This is a genomic window from Microcoleus vaginatus HSN003 (genome assembly GCF_022701255.1).
GTDB classification, from domain to species: Bacteria; Cyanobacteriota; Cyanobacteriia; order Cyanobacteriales; family Microcoleaceae; genus Microcoleus; species Microcoleus vaginatus_B.
In genome coordinates, this window is the sequence record NZ_CP031705.1 from 5,783,040 (window position 1) to 5,801,685 (window position 18,646).

Below are 18,646 nucleotides of genomic sequence, written 5' to 3' on the forward strand. Positions count from 1 at the left end.
TTGAGGAACAGTTTACGGTACACTCATCTTACGCCGAAAACAGGGATTTGTCGTCCAACATTGAGTCTGCGCTTTTTTGATTCTTGATTCTCGTCAAGTTTCGTAGAACTGTTCTGCTAGCCAGTGCGCGGACAACCCGGTTTTAAGGTAAAATTTGTTGCCGAACCAGGACAGAGGCATTTTGGGAATTGCTTCTTTTGAGTGCCGCCGATCGCGCCGGAACTTATACCCTTGGTGGGAAATACCACTGGAATGGCGCAACGGTGACATTCTTGTGATCAGTTCCCCGACCGATTTGACTTTTGCTTTTAGTGAGAAGACGGGGACAATTTAAGTCGAATCGTCAAATCGAAAATCCCATTGCCATAAGGCATGGGAGAGTCAATACCTAGTATATCTCCCGCACCTTCTCCTCAATTATGGCTTCGGGTTTAAAACCATCTACACTAGAACTTCTCAAGCGCTTTAACCGAGCGTTTCCGCAGTTTTATGAGCAATTTGTCAGCAGCGAAATCCAGTTGCAAAACCTCAAATTAGCTTACCAGCTTTACAAAACTCGGCAAGCAGTCATCGAAATCCGAGCCGAAGGTAACAAAAGTGCCCTGCATTTTGCTTACCGGAACCAGTCTTTTCTATTGAGCGATATTTTTGGAGTGCTCGCGGCCTACGGACTGACGATTCACAGTCTGAGTCTGTACGGTCAAATTTACCCGCCCATGCTGGTATTTATCAAATTGGTCGTATCTCGCGGTGGCAAGGTACTGGCAGATAAAACAGCAGAAAACGTCTGTCGAGCCGTTCGAGAGGCCTTGGCGGGACATTTTGAGGTTGAAGAGATGTTGGCGGTGGAATTTAATTTAGACGCGGGTTTGGAAGATGTGGCAACTGAATTCTACGTCGATCCGGTTTTCCACTTGCCAGCTTTACTGATTGAAGCAGATAATCAACCTGGACTTTTTTACAAAGTTATGTATGCCATCTGGCAAGAGGATTTGTTGGTCGTAAATGCTAATTTGCTGGTTTGGCGGGGGCGAACTCGCCTAATTCTCTACTTGTTGGGGCCCAATGAAAGTTTAATTCCCGAGTATCTGGGGCAGAAAATCGCTGAGGGGGTGCGACAAAGATTGCTGGGCGAGCGATTTTAGCGCAAGCTACCGATGATCCCTAAATAACTAGATTTCTATAAGTAGACATTAGTTTACAGAAGTTTTCCAGTGAGATAGGGTAAAAAGATCGGCAACATTGTTCGTACAAACGAGTCTAGATAGCGGTTCTCATAAACATGGGAAACGCAGAAACGATGTTGTCAAGCTTTTTAAGTTTGATGGCGTACTTCATCTACAAAATAACCGCCCTAAGAGAAAAGACGTGCCAGACAAATAGGGGAGTTTAACAAGCAATGTAGCAATCCTTGCAGGAGTAGTAAATTTTTTACCCCACCCCAACCCTCCCCGAACCCGCTCGCTCGGGAGTAAGAAATTCACAAATGATGCGAGTATTGCTATAGTGCTGACTATTTTTAGTTCGTAAAATCAGCTCGCATCACACCGAAAAGTCGCACTTATCCGCAAAAATTACCTCCATAAAATTATGTATTATCTCGCTAAAAACTATGTACAAGTAAGGCTCATTAGCTATATAATTAATAAATTAAAGCATTGTTAAATTATCACAGTGTTGCTGGTTCAATAGTTAAATGCGGAAGGGAAAAATTTAGTTTTGGACTCGACTACCAAAATATTTTTAATCTAAATTGACACTGAAATTTCGAGGGTTTGCGATTCCCAAATAGGCTAAAGTTGGGGAAGTTCTTGCCGCAAAATGCCCTTAAAAAATCGCCATGATGTATGTCCCCCTTGCGCTCATACAGCAGACAGAAATTTGAATGCTGCAAAAAACATAGAACGTGGGTTTGAACTGATATCTTGCACCATTGTCAGCAACAGGCAAGATGCCTGTTGCACAAAAGATAAATTTTATTGTGGAACAGGCATCTTGCCTGTTCATGAAAGGCTAATTGAGAATGGTGCAACATAGGAGTTTGAAGGAATATTTATTCTAGGGCGATCGGATAAAAGGGCAAGCTATGCCAATATTGCCCGTGCAGTGGACAAAAATCTTGTAACGTCCGCTTAAGACGGCGCGTTGCAGCAGGAGGTAAGCGCTAAATCGATAAAGTTGAGTCTTTTTGGCTTACTTATAGCGATTCTTGGGTAGATGAGGTAAACAATTCCACTGAAAAAGCTTGAGAGCACAGGGTTTCGGCGTACTCTCTCTTTCTGAGAAAGGCTATACATAGGTTTACATAGGTCTTATGGAGCGGGTACGATAAAAGTATGGCAACAATCGACATCCTAGGGGTTCGGCACGCTTACGATTTGACGGCTCCGACTGCAACTTCCCCGGTTCTGGTATTTGTCCACGGCTGGCTGTTAAGCCGCCACTACTGGCAACCTTTGACCGATCGCTTGGCATCAAACTATCAGTGCCTTACCTATGATTTACGCGGGTTTGGGGATTCTCAATCGGACGTAGGCGACGATCGCCCATGTTCCGAACCCCTAAATTCCTGCTACACTCCCGCAGCTTACGCTCGCGATTTGGAACTTTTACTCGAAAAACTCGATATATCTTCTGCTTGGCTGGTGGGACACTCTCTGGGCGGTACGATCGCTCTATGGGGAGCGAGCAAATTTTCTGATCGCGTTAAAGGCGTGGTCTGCATCAATGCAGGAGGTGGCATCTATCTTAAGGAAGAATTCGAGCGGTTTCGAGGGGTCGGCAAGCAGCTAGTAACAATGCGTCCCGGCTGGCTGCCTCGCTTGCCGTTAGCAGATTATCTGTTTGCCCGCGATTCTGTAGCCCGCCCGATCGGCAGATCCTGGGGACGGCAGCGCTTAATAGATTTCGTGGGAGCTCATCCAGAGGCAGCTTTGGGGGCTTTGTTGGACTCCACCACAGAAGCGGAGATTCACCTATTGCCACAAATTGTCTCCCAACTCAAGCAGCCTGTTTATTTTATTGCCGGTACTAAAGACAAAATTATGGAACCAAAATACGTGCTGCATTTGGCTAGCTTTCACTGGATGTTCCAAGGTTGTGGCGAGAATGTCCTTCAGCTTCCCGATTGTGGCCATTTGGCAATGGTGGAACAGCCGGATGCAGTGGCTAGTTACTTGCAAAATATTCTGCAAGAACACACTTAAAGGGAATTGGGCACAGCAAAGCCGAGGAATTGGGCATGGGGCAGAGCTCGGATTCGGGGAAGCGAAGCTCCAAAATTGAAAGTTATGGCAGAAGGAAGAAGGAAGAAGGAAGAAGGAAGAAGGAAGAAGGCTTTACTTATCTACGAGAGAAGGAAGAAACAATTGAGCGCATGGGAAAAGTGCAATTAAGAACGTCCTAACCGTCAGGGCGGTTGCTCTACAAGTTAAAACTTAAAACATTCTTCCCTGTTCCTTGTTCATTCTTACCTCTTGCTTCTTCCCTGTTCCTTCTGCCTTCGCCTAAATCTGTTATCTTAAATAGATAAGTCTGCCCGCTCGCCCTCTTCGGACAGACATTTCGATTAAATAGTGGCTTTCAACTCTAAATTCTAATTCTGCTTAAATATCTGTGCGCGTTAACCTCACCGATCGGCAACAACACATCCTTTGGGCAACGGTTCGCCACTACATAGCTACAGCGGAACCCGTTGGCTCAAAAGCTTTGGCTGACGAATTCAACCTCAGCGTCAGCCCAGCTACAATTCGCAATGCGATGGGGACTCTTGAAAAAGCTGGACTGCTTTATCAGCCCCACACTTCGGCAGGACGAGTCCCCTCTGACTCCGGCTACCGAATTTATGTAGACCAGTTGATTCAGCCGTCTGATACGCTGGCCCGCAAGGTGGAACAGGTACTAGACCAACTCAATTGGTCGGATGGTCGCATGGACGCGGCACTCCGTGGCGCGGCTCAAATCCTGGCAACTATCAGCGGTTATATAGCAATGATCACCATACCGCAAACCACTATGGCTTGCTTGCGCCACTTGCAATTGGTGCAGCTAGAGCCGGGAAAGGTGATGCTGATCGTGGTGACGGATGCTTATGAAACTCAATCGGTTTTGGTGCAGTTGCCTTTGGACGCAGAAGGTAACACGCCTGATGTCGAAATCGTCGATCGCGAATTGCAGATTTTGTCGAATTTTTTGAACAGCAAGTTGCGGGGACGATCGCTCTCGGAACTCTCGGCTGTAGACTGGAGCGAGTTAGGCCGGGACTTTGAACTCTACGCTGAGTGGATGGGAACCATGCTGACTGCTTTGAGCAGCCGCCAAAGCAATCCAACCTACACGCGGATTCTGATCGGCGGTTTAGCAGAAGCGCTGCGCTTGCCTGAGTTTTCGCAGTTGCAGCAAGTTCAAACCCTGGTGCAATTGCTCGAACAAGAGCAGGAACTGCTTTGGCCTTTGATTTTTGAATCGTCTGAGTTAGATACCCCAGGGAAGCGGGTAACGGTGCGTATTGGCTCGGAAAATTCCTTAGAACCAATTCGTGGCTGTACTCTGATTTCTTCGACTTACCGCCGGGGCTCGGTGCCGGTGGGTAGTGTTGGGGTTTTGGGGCCGACGCGGATGGTTTACGAAAATGCCATCGCGGTGGTGGAAGCTGCGGCCGATTATTTGTCAGAAGCTATTGGCGGAAATCGAGTGAGTTTTCCTGATAACGATCGAGGGCGATCGGATCATCCCTTGTTAGATGCGCCCTAATGTGATATCCCCAAGCTTAACGGGCTTGGGGTTTTATTGTCTGTGGACGTACTCGCAACCTTTATCAACCGGGTTTTGTGACAAAAAGCCTAGGCTTTTATCCCACATTCCGCACCCTGGCGTGTTATATCAATTCCGGTTGCACTCCTCCGGAATTGTTGATTGTTGACTGTTGACTGTTGACTGTTGACTGTTGACGGGCGGGTCGAAAAACTGAATGGTTGAGTGTTAACTGTTGACTCGATTTGATTATTCCGATGCAACCGGAAACGATATTACACAGCATAATTACGCAGAAAACTATATCTTGAAAGTAATAAACTATACCTTTAAAGAGTCTTTTATCCGTTAATCTACGGTATAAGAGTAGAATTTATAGTTTTATTGCTCGATAAAAATAAGTAAAAACCCATAGTGACAGTTGAGGGTGGGGAATGTCGGTTTTATACTCTTTTTCGGGTAAGAAACTAAAGCTTCGCGCTTGACCAGAGAGTTTCCTAAACAACCCGGTTTCTGCGTCCATGAGCGGCTCGGAAAGTGGTAGGAGTTATGGGGAGCGACTTTCCAGCGATTGGGAGAAAAAGATTGCGATGGCGAGCGATCGCGCATTTACAGAAAGTGGTCGCGGAGTGTTAGTCGAATGGCGGGTTTAGCAGCCTAACCGATGAGTTTTGTTGCCACCCGGGTGGGCGATCGCCCGCTCTAGGCATAGCTGCTGCGACAAATAAATTGAGGAGACGCGAACCCCGCGATCGTCGCTTCCCAAGGCAGCAGAAGGTCAAAATATTAAGACATTTTAGAGAGTTCGTCAAAAAGAACTAAAAAAGATTAATGTTGATATGAAAGCAATATTTCTTTTGGGAATAGCCCGGGTTAGACAATTGCAAATAACTTGCAGTAAATTTGGCTTGATTGCCACTCCATAAAAAATTTAACCGCTGAGTTAAGATCGAAACGAAATTTAGGGAATTTTCTTTTAGCATTCAATGAAATCGACCGATAAAACTAAAAATACCTTTGCGATCACAACCCCTCTGTATTATGTAAACGATTTACCTCACGTTGGCAGCGCTTACACGACTATGGCAGCCGATGCCCTAGCCAGATTTGAGCGGCTGCGGGGTAAATCTGTTTTGCTGGTGACGGGGACCGACGAACACGGGCAGAAAATTCAGCGGACAGCCGAGAGTTTGGGACGATCGCCCCAAGCTCACTGCGATTCAGTGGTTCCGGCGTTTGAGGCGCTGTGGGAGCAACTCGACATCCATTACGATCGCTTCATCCGCACAACTTCGCGGCGCCACGAGTACATTGTCAAAGAATTTTTCCAGCGCGTCTGGAACTCCGGCGACATCTACTTGAACCAGCAACAAGGCTGGTACTGTGTCTCCTGTGAAGAATTCAAGGATGAACGGGAATTGTTGCCGGGAAATCGGTGCTCGGTCCACACCAGCAAGGAAGTTGAGTGGCGCGACGAGGAAAATTACTTTTTCCGCCTGTCGCGGTATCAAGACCAACTGCTGGCCTTGTACGCAGAACGTCCCGACTTCATCGCGCCGGAAAGCCGACGCAACGAAGTGCTCAGTTTCGTCAACTCTGGACTGCAAGACTTTTCGATTTCTAGAGTGAATCTCGAATGGGGTCTACCCATGCCAGTTGACCCCAGTCACAGCATCTACGTCTGGTTTGACGCTTTGCTGGGATACGTCACCGCCTTGCTAGATCCGGACAGCGACCCAATCTTGGAGAATGCTTTATCTAAATGGTGGCCGGTTGACTTGCACTTGATCGGCAAAGATATTCTTCGCTTCCACGCAGTTTACTGGCCGGCAATGCTGATGTCCGCGAATCTACCGGTGCCGGGTCGCGTCTTCGCACACGGGTTTTTGACCAAAGACGGCAAAAAAATGGGGAAAACGGAGGGTAATACTTTAAACCCTGTCGAATTGGTCAACAAATACGGCGCTGATGCAGTACGTTACTATTTCCTCAAAGAAATTGAGTTCGGAGAGGACGGCGATTTTAACGAAACTCGGTTTATCAATATATTGAATGCTGAGCTAGCAAATGATTTGGGAAATTTGCTTAATCGTACCCTAAACATGGCTCGCAAATATTGTGGTGGCTGCGTACCAAATGTGTTGGGAGAAAACATTGACGGTGACAACATTCTCAAGGCTATGAGCCGGGATTTGGGCGATCAAGTAGCGGGTTTTTACGAAGAGTTGGCTTTTAGCAAGGCTTGCGAAGTCGTGCTTGCATTAGTTCGAGCCGGTAACAAGTTTATTGATGTGCAAGCACCTTGGAGTTTGTACAAGCAGGGACAGATCGAAAGTGTCGCACAAGTGCTATATTCTGTTCTGGAATCTGTTAGACTAGCATCTTACCTTTTATCGCCGATAATTCCCAATATCAGCAACGCTATCTATCAGCAGCTAGGTTTTTCAATTGACTTTAACGATCGAGTTACAGTTAACAGTTTAGCGAATTTTGCAGCTCATGCTGCCTGGGGCGCTTTGCCGGCAAACCAAACTCTGGGGGAACCCCAACCTGTTTTTAAGCGGCTCGAACTGCTGGAAACACTACCTTCATAGTTGGCAGCCAGCGCTCTGGGTGTTATGACAGACTACGAATTAGCAGTTATTTCCTTACCAATCTTTCATAAAAATTGAGGCATAACAATCATGTTGAATAGAATAGAAAGCAACGACCTTTTTACACCGGAACAGGTTCTAGAAAATCGCGGCCGAGTGGCAATATTTATTGATGGGTCTAACCTTTTTTACGCGGCTTTGCAGTTAGGAATTGAGATTGATTACACTAAGCTGCTGTGCCGTTTAACTGCGGGTTCGCGGCTGCTGCGCTCTTTCTTCTACACGGGTGTCGATCGCACTAACGAGAAACAGCAGGGGTTTTTGCTGTGGATGCGCCGCAACGGCTACCGGGTGATTTCTAAGGATTTGGTACAGTTGCCAGATGGTTCTAAGAAGGCGAATTTAGATGTAGAAATCGCTGTGGATATGATGGCTTTAGTGGGGTCTTACGACACGGCGGTACTGGTCAGCGGTGACGGGGATTTGGCTTATGCTGTAGACGCTGTGAGCTATCGCGGTGTGCGGGTTGAGGTGGTGAGTTTGCGATCGATGACGAGCGACAGTTTGATTAATGTAGCCGATCGCTATATCGATTTGGAAATGATTAAGGACGACATCCAAAAAACATCACGCCCTAATTATGCTTACCGCCCTTTGTCTGGTCTAAGCTTGATGGAGGAACACGACGACAGATAGGGATTTGGTAATTGGTAATTGGTAAGGGTTAATAGGTGATGGTTAATGGGTTAAATCATTGAGAATTAGAAGTTAAAAATTTAGACAAAGCATGAGACATTTTTAATTTTTGATTAAGTGTTTTTTAATACCCAATTATCAATTACCGATTACCAATTATCGATTACCAATTACCGATTACCAATTCCCAATTCCCAATGATTAATGTCACATCCTCAATTCCAAATCTCAAATCCCCAAAATTGAGGCTGCTATTTTTAGCAGCACTGATTTTGGGGATTAATGCTTGTGCGGTTCCGCAAGAGACTCAAAAGAATAAATTAGCTGAGGATCTCCAAACTGCTCAACAGTCAAACAGCACTTTAACTTTAAACAAAGTCACTCTAGAACAAGCAAACGAAAAGGGCGAGACGTTCTGGAAAGTAAACTCGCAAAATGCCGTTTACAGCAAAGACAAAAAGATAGTTAACGTTCAGAAACCTGTGGGCAAATTGTTTCAGGACGGCAAAGAGATTTACGACATTCAGGGAGACACCGGGCAGGTATTTCAGGAAGGAAATCAAGTTTTTCTCAAAGGTAACATAGTCGCTACCGACCTAAAAAATGGAGTGGTCTTGCGGGGAAATGAGTTGGAGTGGCGGCCGAAAGAAGATGTTCTAGTTGTCCGCAACAATTTGACGGGACAGAACAAACAGGTAACTGCTTCAGCGAAGGAAGCGCGGGTTTTCAGTAGGGCTAAGAGGATGGAGTTATTCGGATCTGTAGTGGCCAATGTTAAAGATCCGGTTTTGCAATTGCGAACCGAGCACTTAGTCTGGTTTGTGGATCAACAAAAGGTACACAGCGACCAACCAACTCAAATTGACAGATACAAAGATAAAATAGTAACAGACAGCGGTTTTGCCGACAAAGTAGATGTAGACTTAAAAACCAAGATTGCGACGCTGACGCAAAACGCTCAGTTGATGCCATCAGACCCGCCGCTACAAATAGAAAGCAGTTTGATGAGTTGGAATTTTCCCGCGCAATATGTGATATCGCCTGGGCCTGTGAAGGTTTTTCACCGGGTGGAAAAGGTGACGATGACTGGGGATACGGGGCGCGGAGATTTAGAGAAAAAAGTCTTTTATTTGACTGGCAATGTGATAGCAATTGGGGAAAAACGTCAAGCTCAATTAAATACCGATCGAGTAACGTGGTATTTAACTAACCAGACATTCGACGCGGAAGGAAATGTGGTTTACAAGCAACTAAATCCGGTGTTTAATTTGACTGGACCGAGGGCGGCGGGAGAGTTAAAAAATCAAACTGTGATTGTCAAAGGCGACGGTGGCGGTGGTCAAGTGGTTACGGAATTTGTACCGGACGAGTATAAGGGAAATTTGGGACAGTAGATGAGATTGCGATCGCTGATGTAGGCAGATGAGCGCTGATGAACGCAGATCTAATGAAGATTAGATTGAGTAAGGAGGGGTTGGGATGGCAACAACTTTAGAAACAACTTTAGAAAAGGTGGATGAACCTATCTTAATTGACGAGCTGAGTTGGAGAGAGTTTAAGGTGGTTGAACAACTTCTCTCACGCCCAGGGGTGAGATTATCGTTTTTAGATGGGGTGTTGGAGATTAGACGTAGGCCTGGAGAAAAACATGAAACCATTAAAGAACGAATTGGTTCTCTACTAGATCTTTATCTGCTTCAAATGGGAATTGATTATCAGCCTACTGGTTCGATGACGCTGGAAAGTCCATCGGGATTGGTGAAGCCAGAAGCTGATAAATCCTATAAATTGGGAGCTAACCGAGAATTTCCTGATTTGGCGGTGAAAGTGGTGGTGACTCGCGGCGGTATTAACAAGTTGGAAGCTTACAAACGCCTGGAAATTCCTGAAGTTTGGTTTTGGGAAAATGGCGCACTTCGTATGTATTCGTTGGGGGCTGATGGATATGCAGAGGTCGATCGCTCTCAAGTTCTGCCAGACTTAGATATTGTATTATTGGCGCGGTGTATCAATATTGAAAATCACCTTCACGCAATGCGGGAATTCAGGCAAGCTATTCAATAGAATTTGATTGTGCAATTAAGTGTGCCCTCCTGACCGAAAGCATCCAGGATACAAGCCTCCGGATTGATCCGTGGAGAAATAAAAAACCTGTATCCGATGAAACTTGCCCCCCGAATTTATCCGTGGGGTCAATGCTTCAATTCTTTAATCTAAAATCTAAAATCTAAAATCGATTGACTTCTCTCTATTATTAAAGCTTTTAGTTACTAATGACTAAAGTTCCTTACTACAACACATCCCAACGGGCAGCATACACTGCAAGAGCGGATCGAAGCCGATCGTCCGAGACAGTAGTAAGGTAAAATACTTGACGGGGTGACAACGCCTCTGGAACTTTGATGGTAAAAGCATTAAAGCCCCTGAAACAAAAAAAAATAACGGATTATTGACAGGCTTATGGACTCATAAGAGCGTCCGAGCTCGCCTTGAACCTGATTTAAGGGATCTCGCCACTCTCTTTTATGGACTCACGCCCGCGAAGATATTTTCCCTTGGTCACTCAATTCAAAACCTTGACGGAGTTTTGCTTGTAACCTGCTTGTAACCCCGTCAAAGTGTTGAGTTTAGGGTTAATTTAGGCACTATGCACGATCGACTATTAAGCTAATAAGCTAAGCTATTGTGCATCGAGTTTGCCCCTTCCTCTGTTGGACAATCCTTGTGGGACGGGCATCGGGCTTTTTAAATGGGCCAGAGAATCCGTTTAAAAGCGCAATTAATCTCGCGTAAGCTTAGGACTTACGCCGAAATGCCCCAAACCCCCCTTTTTTGAAGCGGTTCTCCCCTTTTTAAGGGCAGCAGGGGAGATGTGGGTTTCAGGCCGTGTAGTGCGTAAGCCCTGACTATAATTGTATGCTTAGATCCATTAGTATTGAAGTCAAGACCGACAAGTGAATGGAGGTGTACTCAATATCTATGAAATCAGCAGGTAGGCTCACACTGCAACTCCAAGCCAAATATACCGCATTTGATATTTATGGAGATTCCGTCTCAAATGGGGTAGCTGTTTTTTTCATAAATTTGCAAACTGTATCAGTATTAACGACTCATTTCAGCCCGGTTCTTCAACAATAATATTTCATTAAACCAATTGGATTTCAAGATAGAGGGAATCAAAAATTTCCCTATAGCTGACTTTAAATAACCAAGTCTGAGCGACTGTTGTTATTGAAATAATCCAAATACTAAAATGACTCTGCCATGACAGTAATCGCAAGTGAGAATGAATTGGCAAAAAGCTCTCCCAAAATCCCCCTGCGCCTCGTCTTAGTCGTACCATTCGTCCTGCAAATCTTTGCGGCTGTGGGGCTGACAGGTTGGCTCTCGCTACGCAACGGCAAAACTGCTGTCAACAACGTTACTAGCCAATTAAGAACGGAGGTACTCGCCCGCATCAATCAACAACTAAACACTTACTTGGAAACGCCCCATGTGGTCAATGCCATCAGCGTCGATGCCATTCGCCGCTTTGGATTATGGAATCCAGACAATATGAGTTCGATGAGAAGTTACTTTTTCTGGCAACTTAAGCAATTTTCCACCGTTAGTTACATCAGTTTTGGAGGAGAAAGAAAAGAATATGCGGGTGCGGGATATAAGGATGATGGCAGCGTTGTTATTGAAATAACCGATCGCTCTACTAATTTTCTCAATACGATCATCCGCGTAGATAGAGAGGGCAACCCGACTGAGTTTAAGGAAACCCACCCAGACTACGATCCCCGCATTCGACCCTGGTATAAAGCCGCAAAAGCGGCAGGCAAGCCCCAATGGAATAAAATTTATCAATATTATATTCAACCTAGCCTAGGAATCTCCGCTAGCCAACCTGTTTACGATAAAAATGGTACTTTTATAGGAGTTGTAAGTACCGATCTGTTTCTCTCAAAAATCAGCGAGTTTCTCCATACTTTAAAAATTGGTAGATCGGGAAAGACTTTCATCATAGAACGCTCTGGCTTGCTAGTAGCTTCATCCACCGCCGAACAGCCATTTATTAAAACCAAAAATAGCAAAAAAACGCAAAGATTAAAAGCAATTGAAAGCAGGGTACCTTTGATAAAGGGTACAGCACAACATTTAATAGAACGCTTTGGTAACTTCACCGAAATTGACAGCAACCAGCAACTAGACTTCATCCTAGATGGTCAGCGAGAATTTGTGCAAGTATCCCCATTCCAAGATGGTCGAGGTCTTGATTGGCTGATTGTTGTTGTCGTTCCAGAAGCCGATTTTATGGAGCAAATTAATGCCAATACCCGCAGCACTATCTTACTCTGCGTTTTAGCGCTCGTTCTAGCGACGTTGTTAGGAATCCTTGCTTCCCGGTGGATTACCCATCCGATTTTTCGGTTAAGTCAAGCGAGTAAAGCGATCGCCAACGGTGAATTAGACCAAAAAGTAGAGGTCAATAGCATCGATGAACTGGGAATTCTGGCTCAATCTTTTAACCAAATGGCACTGCAATTGCGCCAGTCTTTTGCTGCTTTAGAAAAAACCAACTTAGAGCTAGAAAATCGAGTAGAAGAACGGACAAGTGAGCTAAAGGAGGCAAAAGTTGCTGCTGATACGGCTAATCATGCCAAGAGCGAATTTCTCGCGAACATGAGCCATGAACTCCGCACCCCCCTGAACGGAATTCTAGGATACGCTCAAATTATGGAACGCGATAAAACTACCACTCCTAAACAAAAAGATGCTATCCAAATTATTCACCAATGTGGTTCGCACTTACTCACCCTGATTAACGATATTTTAGATCTTTCTAAAATTGAAGCCAGTAAAATGGAACTTTACAGTTCAGCTTTTAATTTTCCTTTTTTTCTGATGGGCGTTGTGGAAATGTGCCGCATCCGAGCCGAACAAAAAGAAATTACCTTTAATTATCAAGTATTAAATCAGCTTCCTAAGGCAGTCAATGCTGATGAAAAACGACTGCGCCAAGTTTTGATTAACCTTTTGGGCAATGCTATTAAATTTACAGAAAAAGGAGGTGTTGTTTTTAAGGTAGGCGTAATAGGTAAGGGGGAAGACTCTGACCAATCATCACTTACTAAAATTCGTTTCTATATCGAAGATACTGGGGTTGGGATGGCCCCAGAACAGTTAGAAAAAATATTTTTACCGTTTGAACAAGTTGGAAATAGCCAACAGAAGGCAGAAGGCACTGGGTTAGGATTAGCGATCGCCCAGAAAATTGTTGAAATGATGGGAGGCGAAATAAAAGTCGAGAGTATACTCGGTCAAGGCAGTATTTTTTCTCTAGATTTAGAGTTGACTAAATCCTCGGAATATATTGAGCCAAATTCGAGCAAGACTTCCCTGAATTTAACTGGCTTTAAAGGAAATAAAAATAAAATTCTGCTAGTAGACGATCGATTAGAAAATCGCTCTTTTCTTAGAAATATTTTAGAACCACTAGGTTTTCAAATCAGGGAAGCTTGTAATGGAGAAGAGGGTATACATGAAGCCATTGATTTTAGACCTGATCTAATTCTCACCGACTTAGTGATGCCAGTAATGGATGGATTTGAAATGTCGCGGCGCTTGCGACAATCACCAGAGTTTAAAGATGTAATCTTGATAGCATCCAGCGCCAGCGTGTTTAACTTCGATCGCCAAAATAGCCACGAAGCAGGTTGTAACGAGTTCCTGTCAAAGCCTATCGAAGTAGACGAATTGCTGGAAGTATTAAAGAATTACTTGCAAATCGAATGGATTTACGACCAACCTGCTGATTTAGAGAACGAACAGCGGGAAGGTTTAACTAATGTGTTAAGTGTTCCCAGTGGGGAGCTTGTGATACCCCCATCAACCGAGCTGGTAGCGCTGTTTAATGCGGCTCGGATCGGCGATATTGAAGTTGTTGAACAGGAAGCCAATAGACTCAAGCAGGTAGACGGCAACTATCTACCTTTTGCCAATAAAATCTTGCAATTTGCGAAAAATTTTGAAGAAAAAGAACTACTAGCCTTTGTAAAAACACATTTAGGGGAATAAAATGATCAAACAAAACGATAATGTAATTTTAATTGTTGACGATAACCCGAATAACCTAAAACTTCTGTTCGATTTTTTGAAGGAGTCAGGCTTCAAGGTTTTAGTGGCTAAAGATGGGGAAAGTGCTATTGAGAAGTTACAAGAAGTTTCGCCAAATATCATATTGTTAGATGTGATGATGCCCGGGATAGATGGGTTTGAAACCTGCTACCGCTTAAAAGCATCGGTGGCAACAAAAGATATCCCTGTGATTTTTATGACAGCTCTTACCGATCGCGTGGATAAGGTTAAAGGTCTGTCAATGGGCGCAGTAGATTATATCACCAAACCCTTTCAGCAAGAAGAAGTCTTAGCCCGCGTGCAACTACACCTGAGACTGCGAAATTTGACCAAGACGCTGGAAGAGCAAAATGTGCTTCTGAAAGAAGAAATTGAAGCGCGAAGAGAGGCGGAAGCGGCCTTGCAGAAACTCACTTCTGAGTTAGAGGAACGGGTGGCTTCTCAAACGGCTGAACTTAGACAAGCCTACAACGAGCTTCAACAGGCTCAAGTTCTGTTGTTGCAAAGGGAAAAAAAATTAGGACATGATGCTTTTCACGATGCACTAACGGATTTGCCTAACCGCGCTTGGTTTATGAATCGGCTGCAACAGGCGATCGAGTTGTCGTACAGACGTGAAGATTATGTATATGCGGTGCTATTTATTGACCTCGATCGCTTTAAAGTCGTCAATGATAGCCTGGGACATTTGGTTGGGGATCAATTACTAAAAAGCGTTGCTCGTCAACTGCAAGTTTGTTTACGCCATACAGATGCAGTTGCCCGGTTTGGAGGAGATGAATTTGTGATTTTGCTGGAAGATATTCAAGATATTGAGGAACCAAACAGGGTGGCTGAACGCATCCAAAATCAATTAAGGCAGCCGTTTAATTTGAATGATTATGAAGTATTTACCGAGATCAGCATTGGAATTATCGTTAGCACAATGGGTTACGATCGCCCCGAAGACGTGCTCAGAGATGCAGATATCGCCATGTATTATGCTAAAGCTCAAGGCAGAGGGCGTTACGAAGTTTTCGATCCAGCGATGCAAACTGTTGCGATGACGCGCTTGCAGTTGGAGAACGACTTGAGAAGGGCGATCGCGCTACAAGAATTTTGCCTTCACTACCAGCCAATTGTCTCCCTTTCTACCGGGCAACTGAGTGGCTTTGAAGCTTTGATCCGCTGGCATCACCCATCTGGCAGGATCTACCCGCCGGCCGAGTTTATCCCTGTGGCTGAAGAAACTGGTTTGATCAATGAACTAGGGTGGTGGGTTTTGCAGGAAGCTTGTCACCAGATCAGTATTTGGCAGCAACAGTTTCCCCAAACACCTCCCTTGGCGATGAATGTCAATCTTTCCGCCGTGCAGCTCAAGCAAGTAAACCTACTCAATCGAATTGAGGAGCTTTTGCAGCAGACTGGCTTTCCAAGTTACTGTCTAAAACTAGAGATTACTGAAAGTTGCATTTTAGAAACAGTATCCAGGGAAGAAAAGATGTTGAAGCAGCTAAAAGCTCTAGGCATTATGTTGTGTATCGACGACTTTGGCACCGGCTACTCTTCTTTAAGCCGCTTACACGAGTTTCCCATTGATACCTTAAAGATTGACCGCTCTTTTGTCAACCGCATTGGGGCAGACAACAGCGGCGTAGAAATTATCCAGACAATTGTGACGCTGGCTCGCAGCCGAGGTATGGATATCGTGGCAGAAGGCATAGAAACACCAACACAGTTACAGAAACTGCGAGAGTTGGGGTGTGAGTTGGGGCAAGGATATTTATTTTCTAAGCCTGTAGACAGCGAAAAGGCAACCGAACTATTAGGCTTAAAAGTAGGGGTAGTAAGCTGGCCTGCCATCTAGTTTGGCCGCCATAAATTTTATGAATCTCTTGGGAGAAAGGCCCAAAAGCCTACTCTCATAATGCGAACTCAATTTTGCTGGGAATTAGGAGTTAGTTTGGGTGGGATTTTTGATATTTTATAAATTAATAAAATTTACCTCATGCCCGAACGTTAATTTTTAGGAATTCCTAACGGGTTTATGCTCAGCAACACAGAATTTCCGATATTTTGATTCACTATTGTCTCGGACGATCGACTTCGAGTCGCACTCTTGCAGTGTATGCTGTCCGTTGGAGTGTGCGGAATCTGGGATTGTGCGGATTTTGTATAAAACGCTCTCTAACGCCACACTCGCCTTAAATTCAACACAAATCCTGGCAATACGTCTTCGCCGGATAACTCGGTTGGATTGATTAATATTTCTACTTCTGTCTGTTGTCTGTAAATCTCTACCCGTTGGTTTTGCGGGTCAATTAACCAGCCCAATCTTGCGCCGTTGTCGATATATTCCCGCATCTTGGTTTGGAGGGTGGAGAGACTGTCAGATGCCGAGCGCAATTCTACTACAAAGTCTGGACACAGGGGAACGAAGCCTTTGCGCTGTTTTGGAGTTAGTGCCTCCCAGCGAGTTCTAGTCACCCAGGAAGCGTCGGGAGAACGGATTGCACCGTTAGGAAGGATGAATCCTCCCGAAGAGTCAAAGCCTTCTCCTAAATGTTCATGTGTTTCGCACCAGTTGCCGAATTGCCCGCTGATACTGAGATTGCGGCTACTGGATTCTCCTCCGGTCGGTGGATTCACTATTAATTCTCCTGCTGCGGTTCTCTCTAATCTCAAGTCGGGATTTGCCAATGCTAGGGCCTCGAATTGTTCTGGGGTGACAAAAAGGTCGATCGCGTTTGGCAATTCTATAGAGATGGTTTCTGGTTCAGTAAATATTTGTACCATATTCAATTCCAGTTTTTTTTAGATTGAACTCGGCAACAAAAAAAAGTTAAAGGACTCTCGCACGGGGTGGGGCGGGTTTACGAGATTGTGTGTTTTAGGCAATTATGATCGGTGAACCCGCCCCTACAAATTGTTGACAATAGTGCAATATGTTTGACGCTTTCTACAACTGTCCGAAACCTTTTTTAGGCTTATCTTTTTTCTTTTTCTTCTTCTGCTGGGCACCCATGTAGCCGCGGGAACCGGGCTGCATTCCGGGGCCGCCCATTCCGGGCATTCCGGGCATTCCGGGCATTCCTCCCATGCCGGCGAAGTTGCCTTGACTCATTTGCTGCATCATGGTACGCATTTTCTGAAAATCGCTGACCAGCTTAGTTACGTCATTTTCAGCGTAGCCGGCGCCTTTGCCGATGCGGCGGCGGCGGGATGGAGAACTTGCTAAAAGTTCGGGATTGCGGCGTTCTTCAACTGTCATCGAATTGATCATGGCTTCGGTGCGTTTTAGCTGCACTTCTCCCTGCCGCATTTGTTCGTCTGAAAGTTTGTTCATTCCCGGAATCATTTTCATGATGCCGCCGAGGGAACCCATATTTTTTAACAGTCTGGTTTGCTTGAGAAAGTCGGTAAAGTCAAACTTTGCCGTCAGCATTTTCTCTTGCATTTTTTCGGCGTCGGCGATGTCGAATTCTTCTTGCGCTTTTTCTACTAGCGTCAAGACATCGCCCATGCCGAGTATTCTCGATGCCATGCGATCGGGATAAAATGGTTGCAAGGCCTCCACTTTTTCGCCGACGCCGACAAATTTAATCGGCGCGCCGGATATTTGCCGCACTGATAAGGCTGCACCGCCGCGGCTGTCGCCGTCTAATTTGGTTAAGATTGCGCCGGTAATGCCGATTTGTTCGTGAAAGGTGCGGGTTAAATTTGCTGCTTCTTGGCCGGTCATGGCATCAACAACTAACAGCGTTTCGTGGGGTTGTACTGTTTGTTTGATGCGGCCCAATTCTGCCATCATGTCTTCGTCGATTTGCAGGCGGCCTGCTGTATCGACGATGATGGTATCAATGCCGATTTGTTTGCCGTGTTCGATGCCTTGGCGGGCAATTTCTACGGGGTCAATGTCTTTGCCTAATTCAAATACTGGTACGTCGATTTGTTTGCCGAGGGTCAGCAATTGGTCGATCGCGGCTGGTCGATAAATGTCGGTTGCGACTAGCAGTGCGGTACGATTTTGCTTGCGGAGGTGCAGCGCTAATTTGGCGGTAGCTGTGGTTTTCCCGGTTCCTTGCAAACCGGCCATCAGGATAACTGTGGGCCCGGAGTCTGCGGTGGCGAGGGGTACGTTGGTTTCCCCCATGACGCGGACGAGTTCGTCGTGGACGATTTTGATGAATTGTTGGTCGGGACGGACGCCTGAGACGACTTCTGCGCCTTGTGCTTTGGCCGCTACCTCTCCGATGAAGTTTTTGACGACTTGGAGGTTGACATCGGCTTCCAGGAGGGCGCGACGGACTTCTTTGAGGGCGTCTTGAATGTTGGACTCGGAGATTTTATTCTGTCCGCGCAGTTTTTTCCAGGTGGATTCGAGTCGATCGGCAAGGGCTTCAAACATAGGGCATTGTTGGCTAGTCAGTCTTTTTAATTTTAGGGCTAAATGGGGCTGTTTGGATTAATGTTTTGCTAATTTTTCAATAATCCTTTCAGGG

At 45.4% G+C, this 18,646-nt stretch carries 13 protein-coding genes; 11 read left to right on the forward strand and 2 right to left on the reverse strand.

Features of this window, described 5'->3' with window-relative positions; all coding sequences use genetic code 11:
• Positions 1-181 precede the first annotated feature (181 nt).
• The 11 genes from D0A37_RS24940 to D0A37_RS24990 all read left to right on the forward strand — a co-directional run bounded on the left by D0A37_RS24940 (position 182) and on the right by D0A37_RS24990 (position 16,011).
• Positions 182-334 (forward strand): hypothetical protein, encoded by a 153-nt coding sequence (locus D0A37_RS24940; RefSeq protein WP_242718511.1) that lies wholly within the window; start codon positions 182-184, stop codon positions 332-334.
• A gap of 85 nt (positions 335-419) precedes the next feature.
• On the forward strand, positions 420-1,145 hold the full coding sequence (locus D0A37_RS24945; protein WP_006631881.1) for a hypothetical protein: 726 nt from the start codon (positions 420-422) through the stop codon (positions 1,143-1,145).
• Positions 1,146-2,336: 1,191 nt separating this feature from the next.
• Entirely contained in the window at positions 2,337-3,206 is an 870-nt protein-coding gene (locus tag D0A37_RS24950) for an alpha/beta fold hydrolase (RefSeq protein ID WP_242718513.1), read from the forward strand.
• A 35-nt stretch (positions 3,207-3,241) separates the two neighbouring features.
• A complete protein-coding gene (locus tag D0A37_RS24955) occupies positions 3,242-3,406 on the forward strand; it encodes a hypothetical protein (protein WP_242718516.1) in 165 nt (54 codons plus the stop codon).
• Between the two features lie 203 nt (positions 3,407-3,609).
• On the forward strand, positions 3,610-4,752 hold the full coding sequence (gene hrcA, locus D0A37_RS24960; RefSeq protein ID WP_445242560.1) for a heat-inducible transcriptional repressor HrcA: 1,143 nt from the start codon (positions 3,610-3,612) through the stop codon (positions 4,750-4,752).
• A gap of 986 nt (positions 4,753-5,738) precedes the next feature.
• Positions 5,739-7,346 (forward strand): methionine--tRNA ligase, encoded by a 1,608-nt coding sequence (gene metG, locus D0A37_RS24965; RefSeq protein ID WP_242718520.1) that lies wholly within the window; start codon positions 5,739-5,741, stop codon positions 7,344-7,346.
• A 90-nt stretch (positions 7,347-7,436) separates the two neighbouring features.
• A complete protein-coding gene (locus tag D0A37_RS24970) occupies positions 7,437-8,042 on the forward strand; it encodes a LabA-like NYN domain-containing protein (RefSeq protein ID WP_006631885.1) in 606 nt (201 codons plus the stop codon).
• Positions 8,043-8,239: 197 nt separating this feature from the next.
• A complete protein-coding gene (gene lptC / locus D0A37_RS24975) occupies positions 8,240-9,436 on the forward strand; it encodes an LPS export ABC transporter periplasmic protein LptC (RefSeq protein ID WP_242718522.1) in 1,197 nt (398 codons plus the stop codon).
• Between the two features lie 85 nt (positions 9,437-9,521).
• Positions 9,522-10,106 (forward strand): Uma2 family endonuclease, encoded by a 585-nt coding sequence (locus tag D0A37_RS24980; RefSeq protein WP_242718524.1) that lies wholly within the window; start codon positions 9,522-9,524, stop codon positions 10,104-10,106.
• 1,200 nt (positions 10,107-11,306) lie between these two features.
• A complete protein-coding gene (locus D0A37_RS24985; RefSeq protein WP_242718526.1) occupies positions 11,307-14,105 on the forward strand; it encodes a hybrid sensor histidine kinase/response regulator in 2,799 nt (932 codons plus the stop codon).
• Position 14,106: 1 nt separating this feature from the next.
• Positions 14,107-16,011: an EAL domain-containing response regulator gene (locus tag D0A37_RS24990; RefSeq protein ID WP_242718528.1), complete on the forward strand. Its 1,905-nt coding sequence runs from the start codon at positions 14,107-14,109 to the stop codon at positions 16,009-16,011.
• Between the two features lie 320 nt (positions 16,012-16,331).
• On the opposite strand, the gene D0A37_RS24995 is transcribed toward D0A37_RS24990, so the two are convergent.
• Together D0A37_RS24995 and ffh are read right to left on the reverse strand one after the other, a co-directional pair.
• The gene (locus tag D0A37_RS24995) at positions 16,332-16,940 is read right to left on the reverse strand and encodes a Uma2 family endonuclease (protein ID WP_242718530.1); all 609 of its coding nucleotides are present in this window, start codon (positions 16,938-16,940) and stop codon (positions 16,332-16,334) included.
• 163 nt (positions 16,941-17,103) lie between these two features.
• Positions 17,104-18,552, reverse strand: coding sequence for a signal recognition particle protein (gene ffh, locus D0A37_RS25000; RefSeq protein WP_242718531.1), 1,449 nt, complete (start codon positions 18,550-18,552; stop codon positions 17,104-17,106).
• Between the last annotated feature and the right edge of the window lie 94 nt (positions 18,553-18,646).

Excerpts from the sequence above, each read along its gene's own strand:
- D0A37_RS24995 (WP_242718530.1), bottom strand. The coding sequence starts at position 16,940 with ATGGTACAAATATTTACTGAACCAGAAACCATCTCTATAGAATTGCCA.
- metG (WP_242718520.1), top strand. The coding sequence starts at position 5,739 with ATGAAATCGACCGATAAAACTAAAAATACCTTTGCGATCACAACCCCT.
- D0A37_RS24945 (WP_006631881.1), top strand. The coding sequence starts at position 420 with ATGGCTTCGGGTTTAAAACCATCTACACTAGAACTTCTCAAGCGCTTT.
- D0A37_RS24950 (WP_242718513.1), top strand. The coding sequence starts at position 2,337 with ATGGCAACAATCGACATCCTAGGGGTTCGGCACGCTTACGATTTGACG.
- D0A37_RS24990 (WP_242718528.1), top strand. The coding sequence starts at position 14,107 with ATGATCAAACAAAACGATAATGTAATTTTAATTGTTGACGATAACCCG.
- D0A37_RS24970 (WP_006631885.1), top strand. The coding sequence starts at position 7,437 with ATGTTGAATAGAATAGAAAGCAACGACCTTTTTACACCGGAACAGGTT.
- D0A37_RS24985 (WP_242718526.1), top strand. The coding sequence starts at position 11,307 with ATGACAGTAATCGCAAGTGAGAATGAATTGGCAAAAAGCTCTCCCAAA.
- lptC (WP_242718522.1), top strand. The coding sequence starts at position 8,240 with ATGATTAATGTCACATCCTCAATTCCAAATCTCAAATCCCCAAAATTG.
- D0A37_RS24980 (WP_242718524.1), top strand. The coding sequence starts at position 9,522 with ATGGCAACAACTTTAGAAACAACTTTAGAAAAGGTGGATGAACCTATC.
- D0A37_RS24955 (WP_242718516.1), top strand. The coding sequence starts at position 3,242 with ATGGGGCAGAGCTCGGATTCGGGGAAGCGAAGCTCCAAAATTGAAAGT.
- ffh (WP_242718531.1), bottom strand. The coding sequence starts at position 18,552 with ATGTTTGAAGCCCTTGCCGATCGACTCGAATCCACCTGGAAAAAACTG.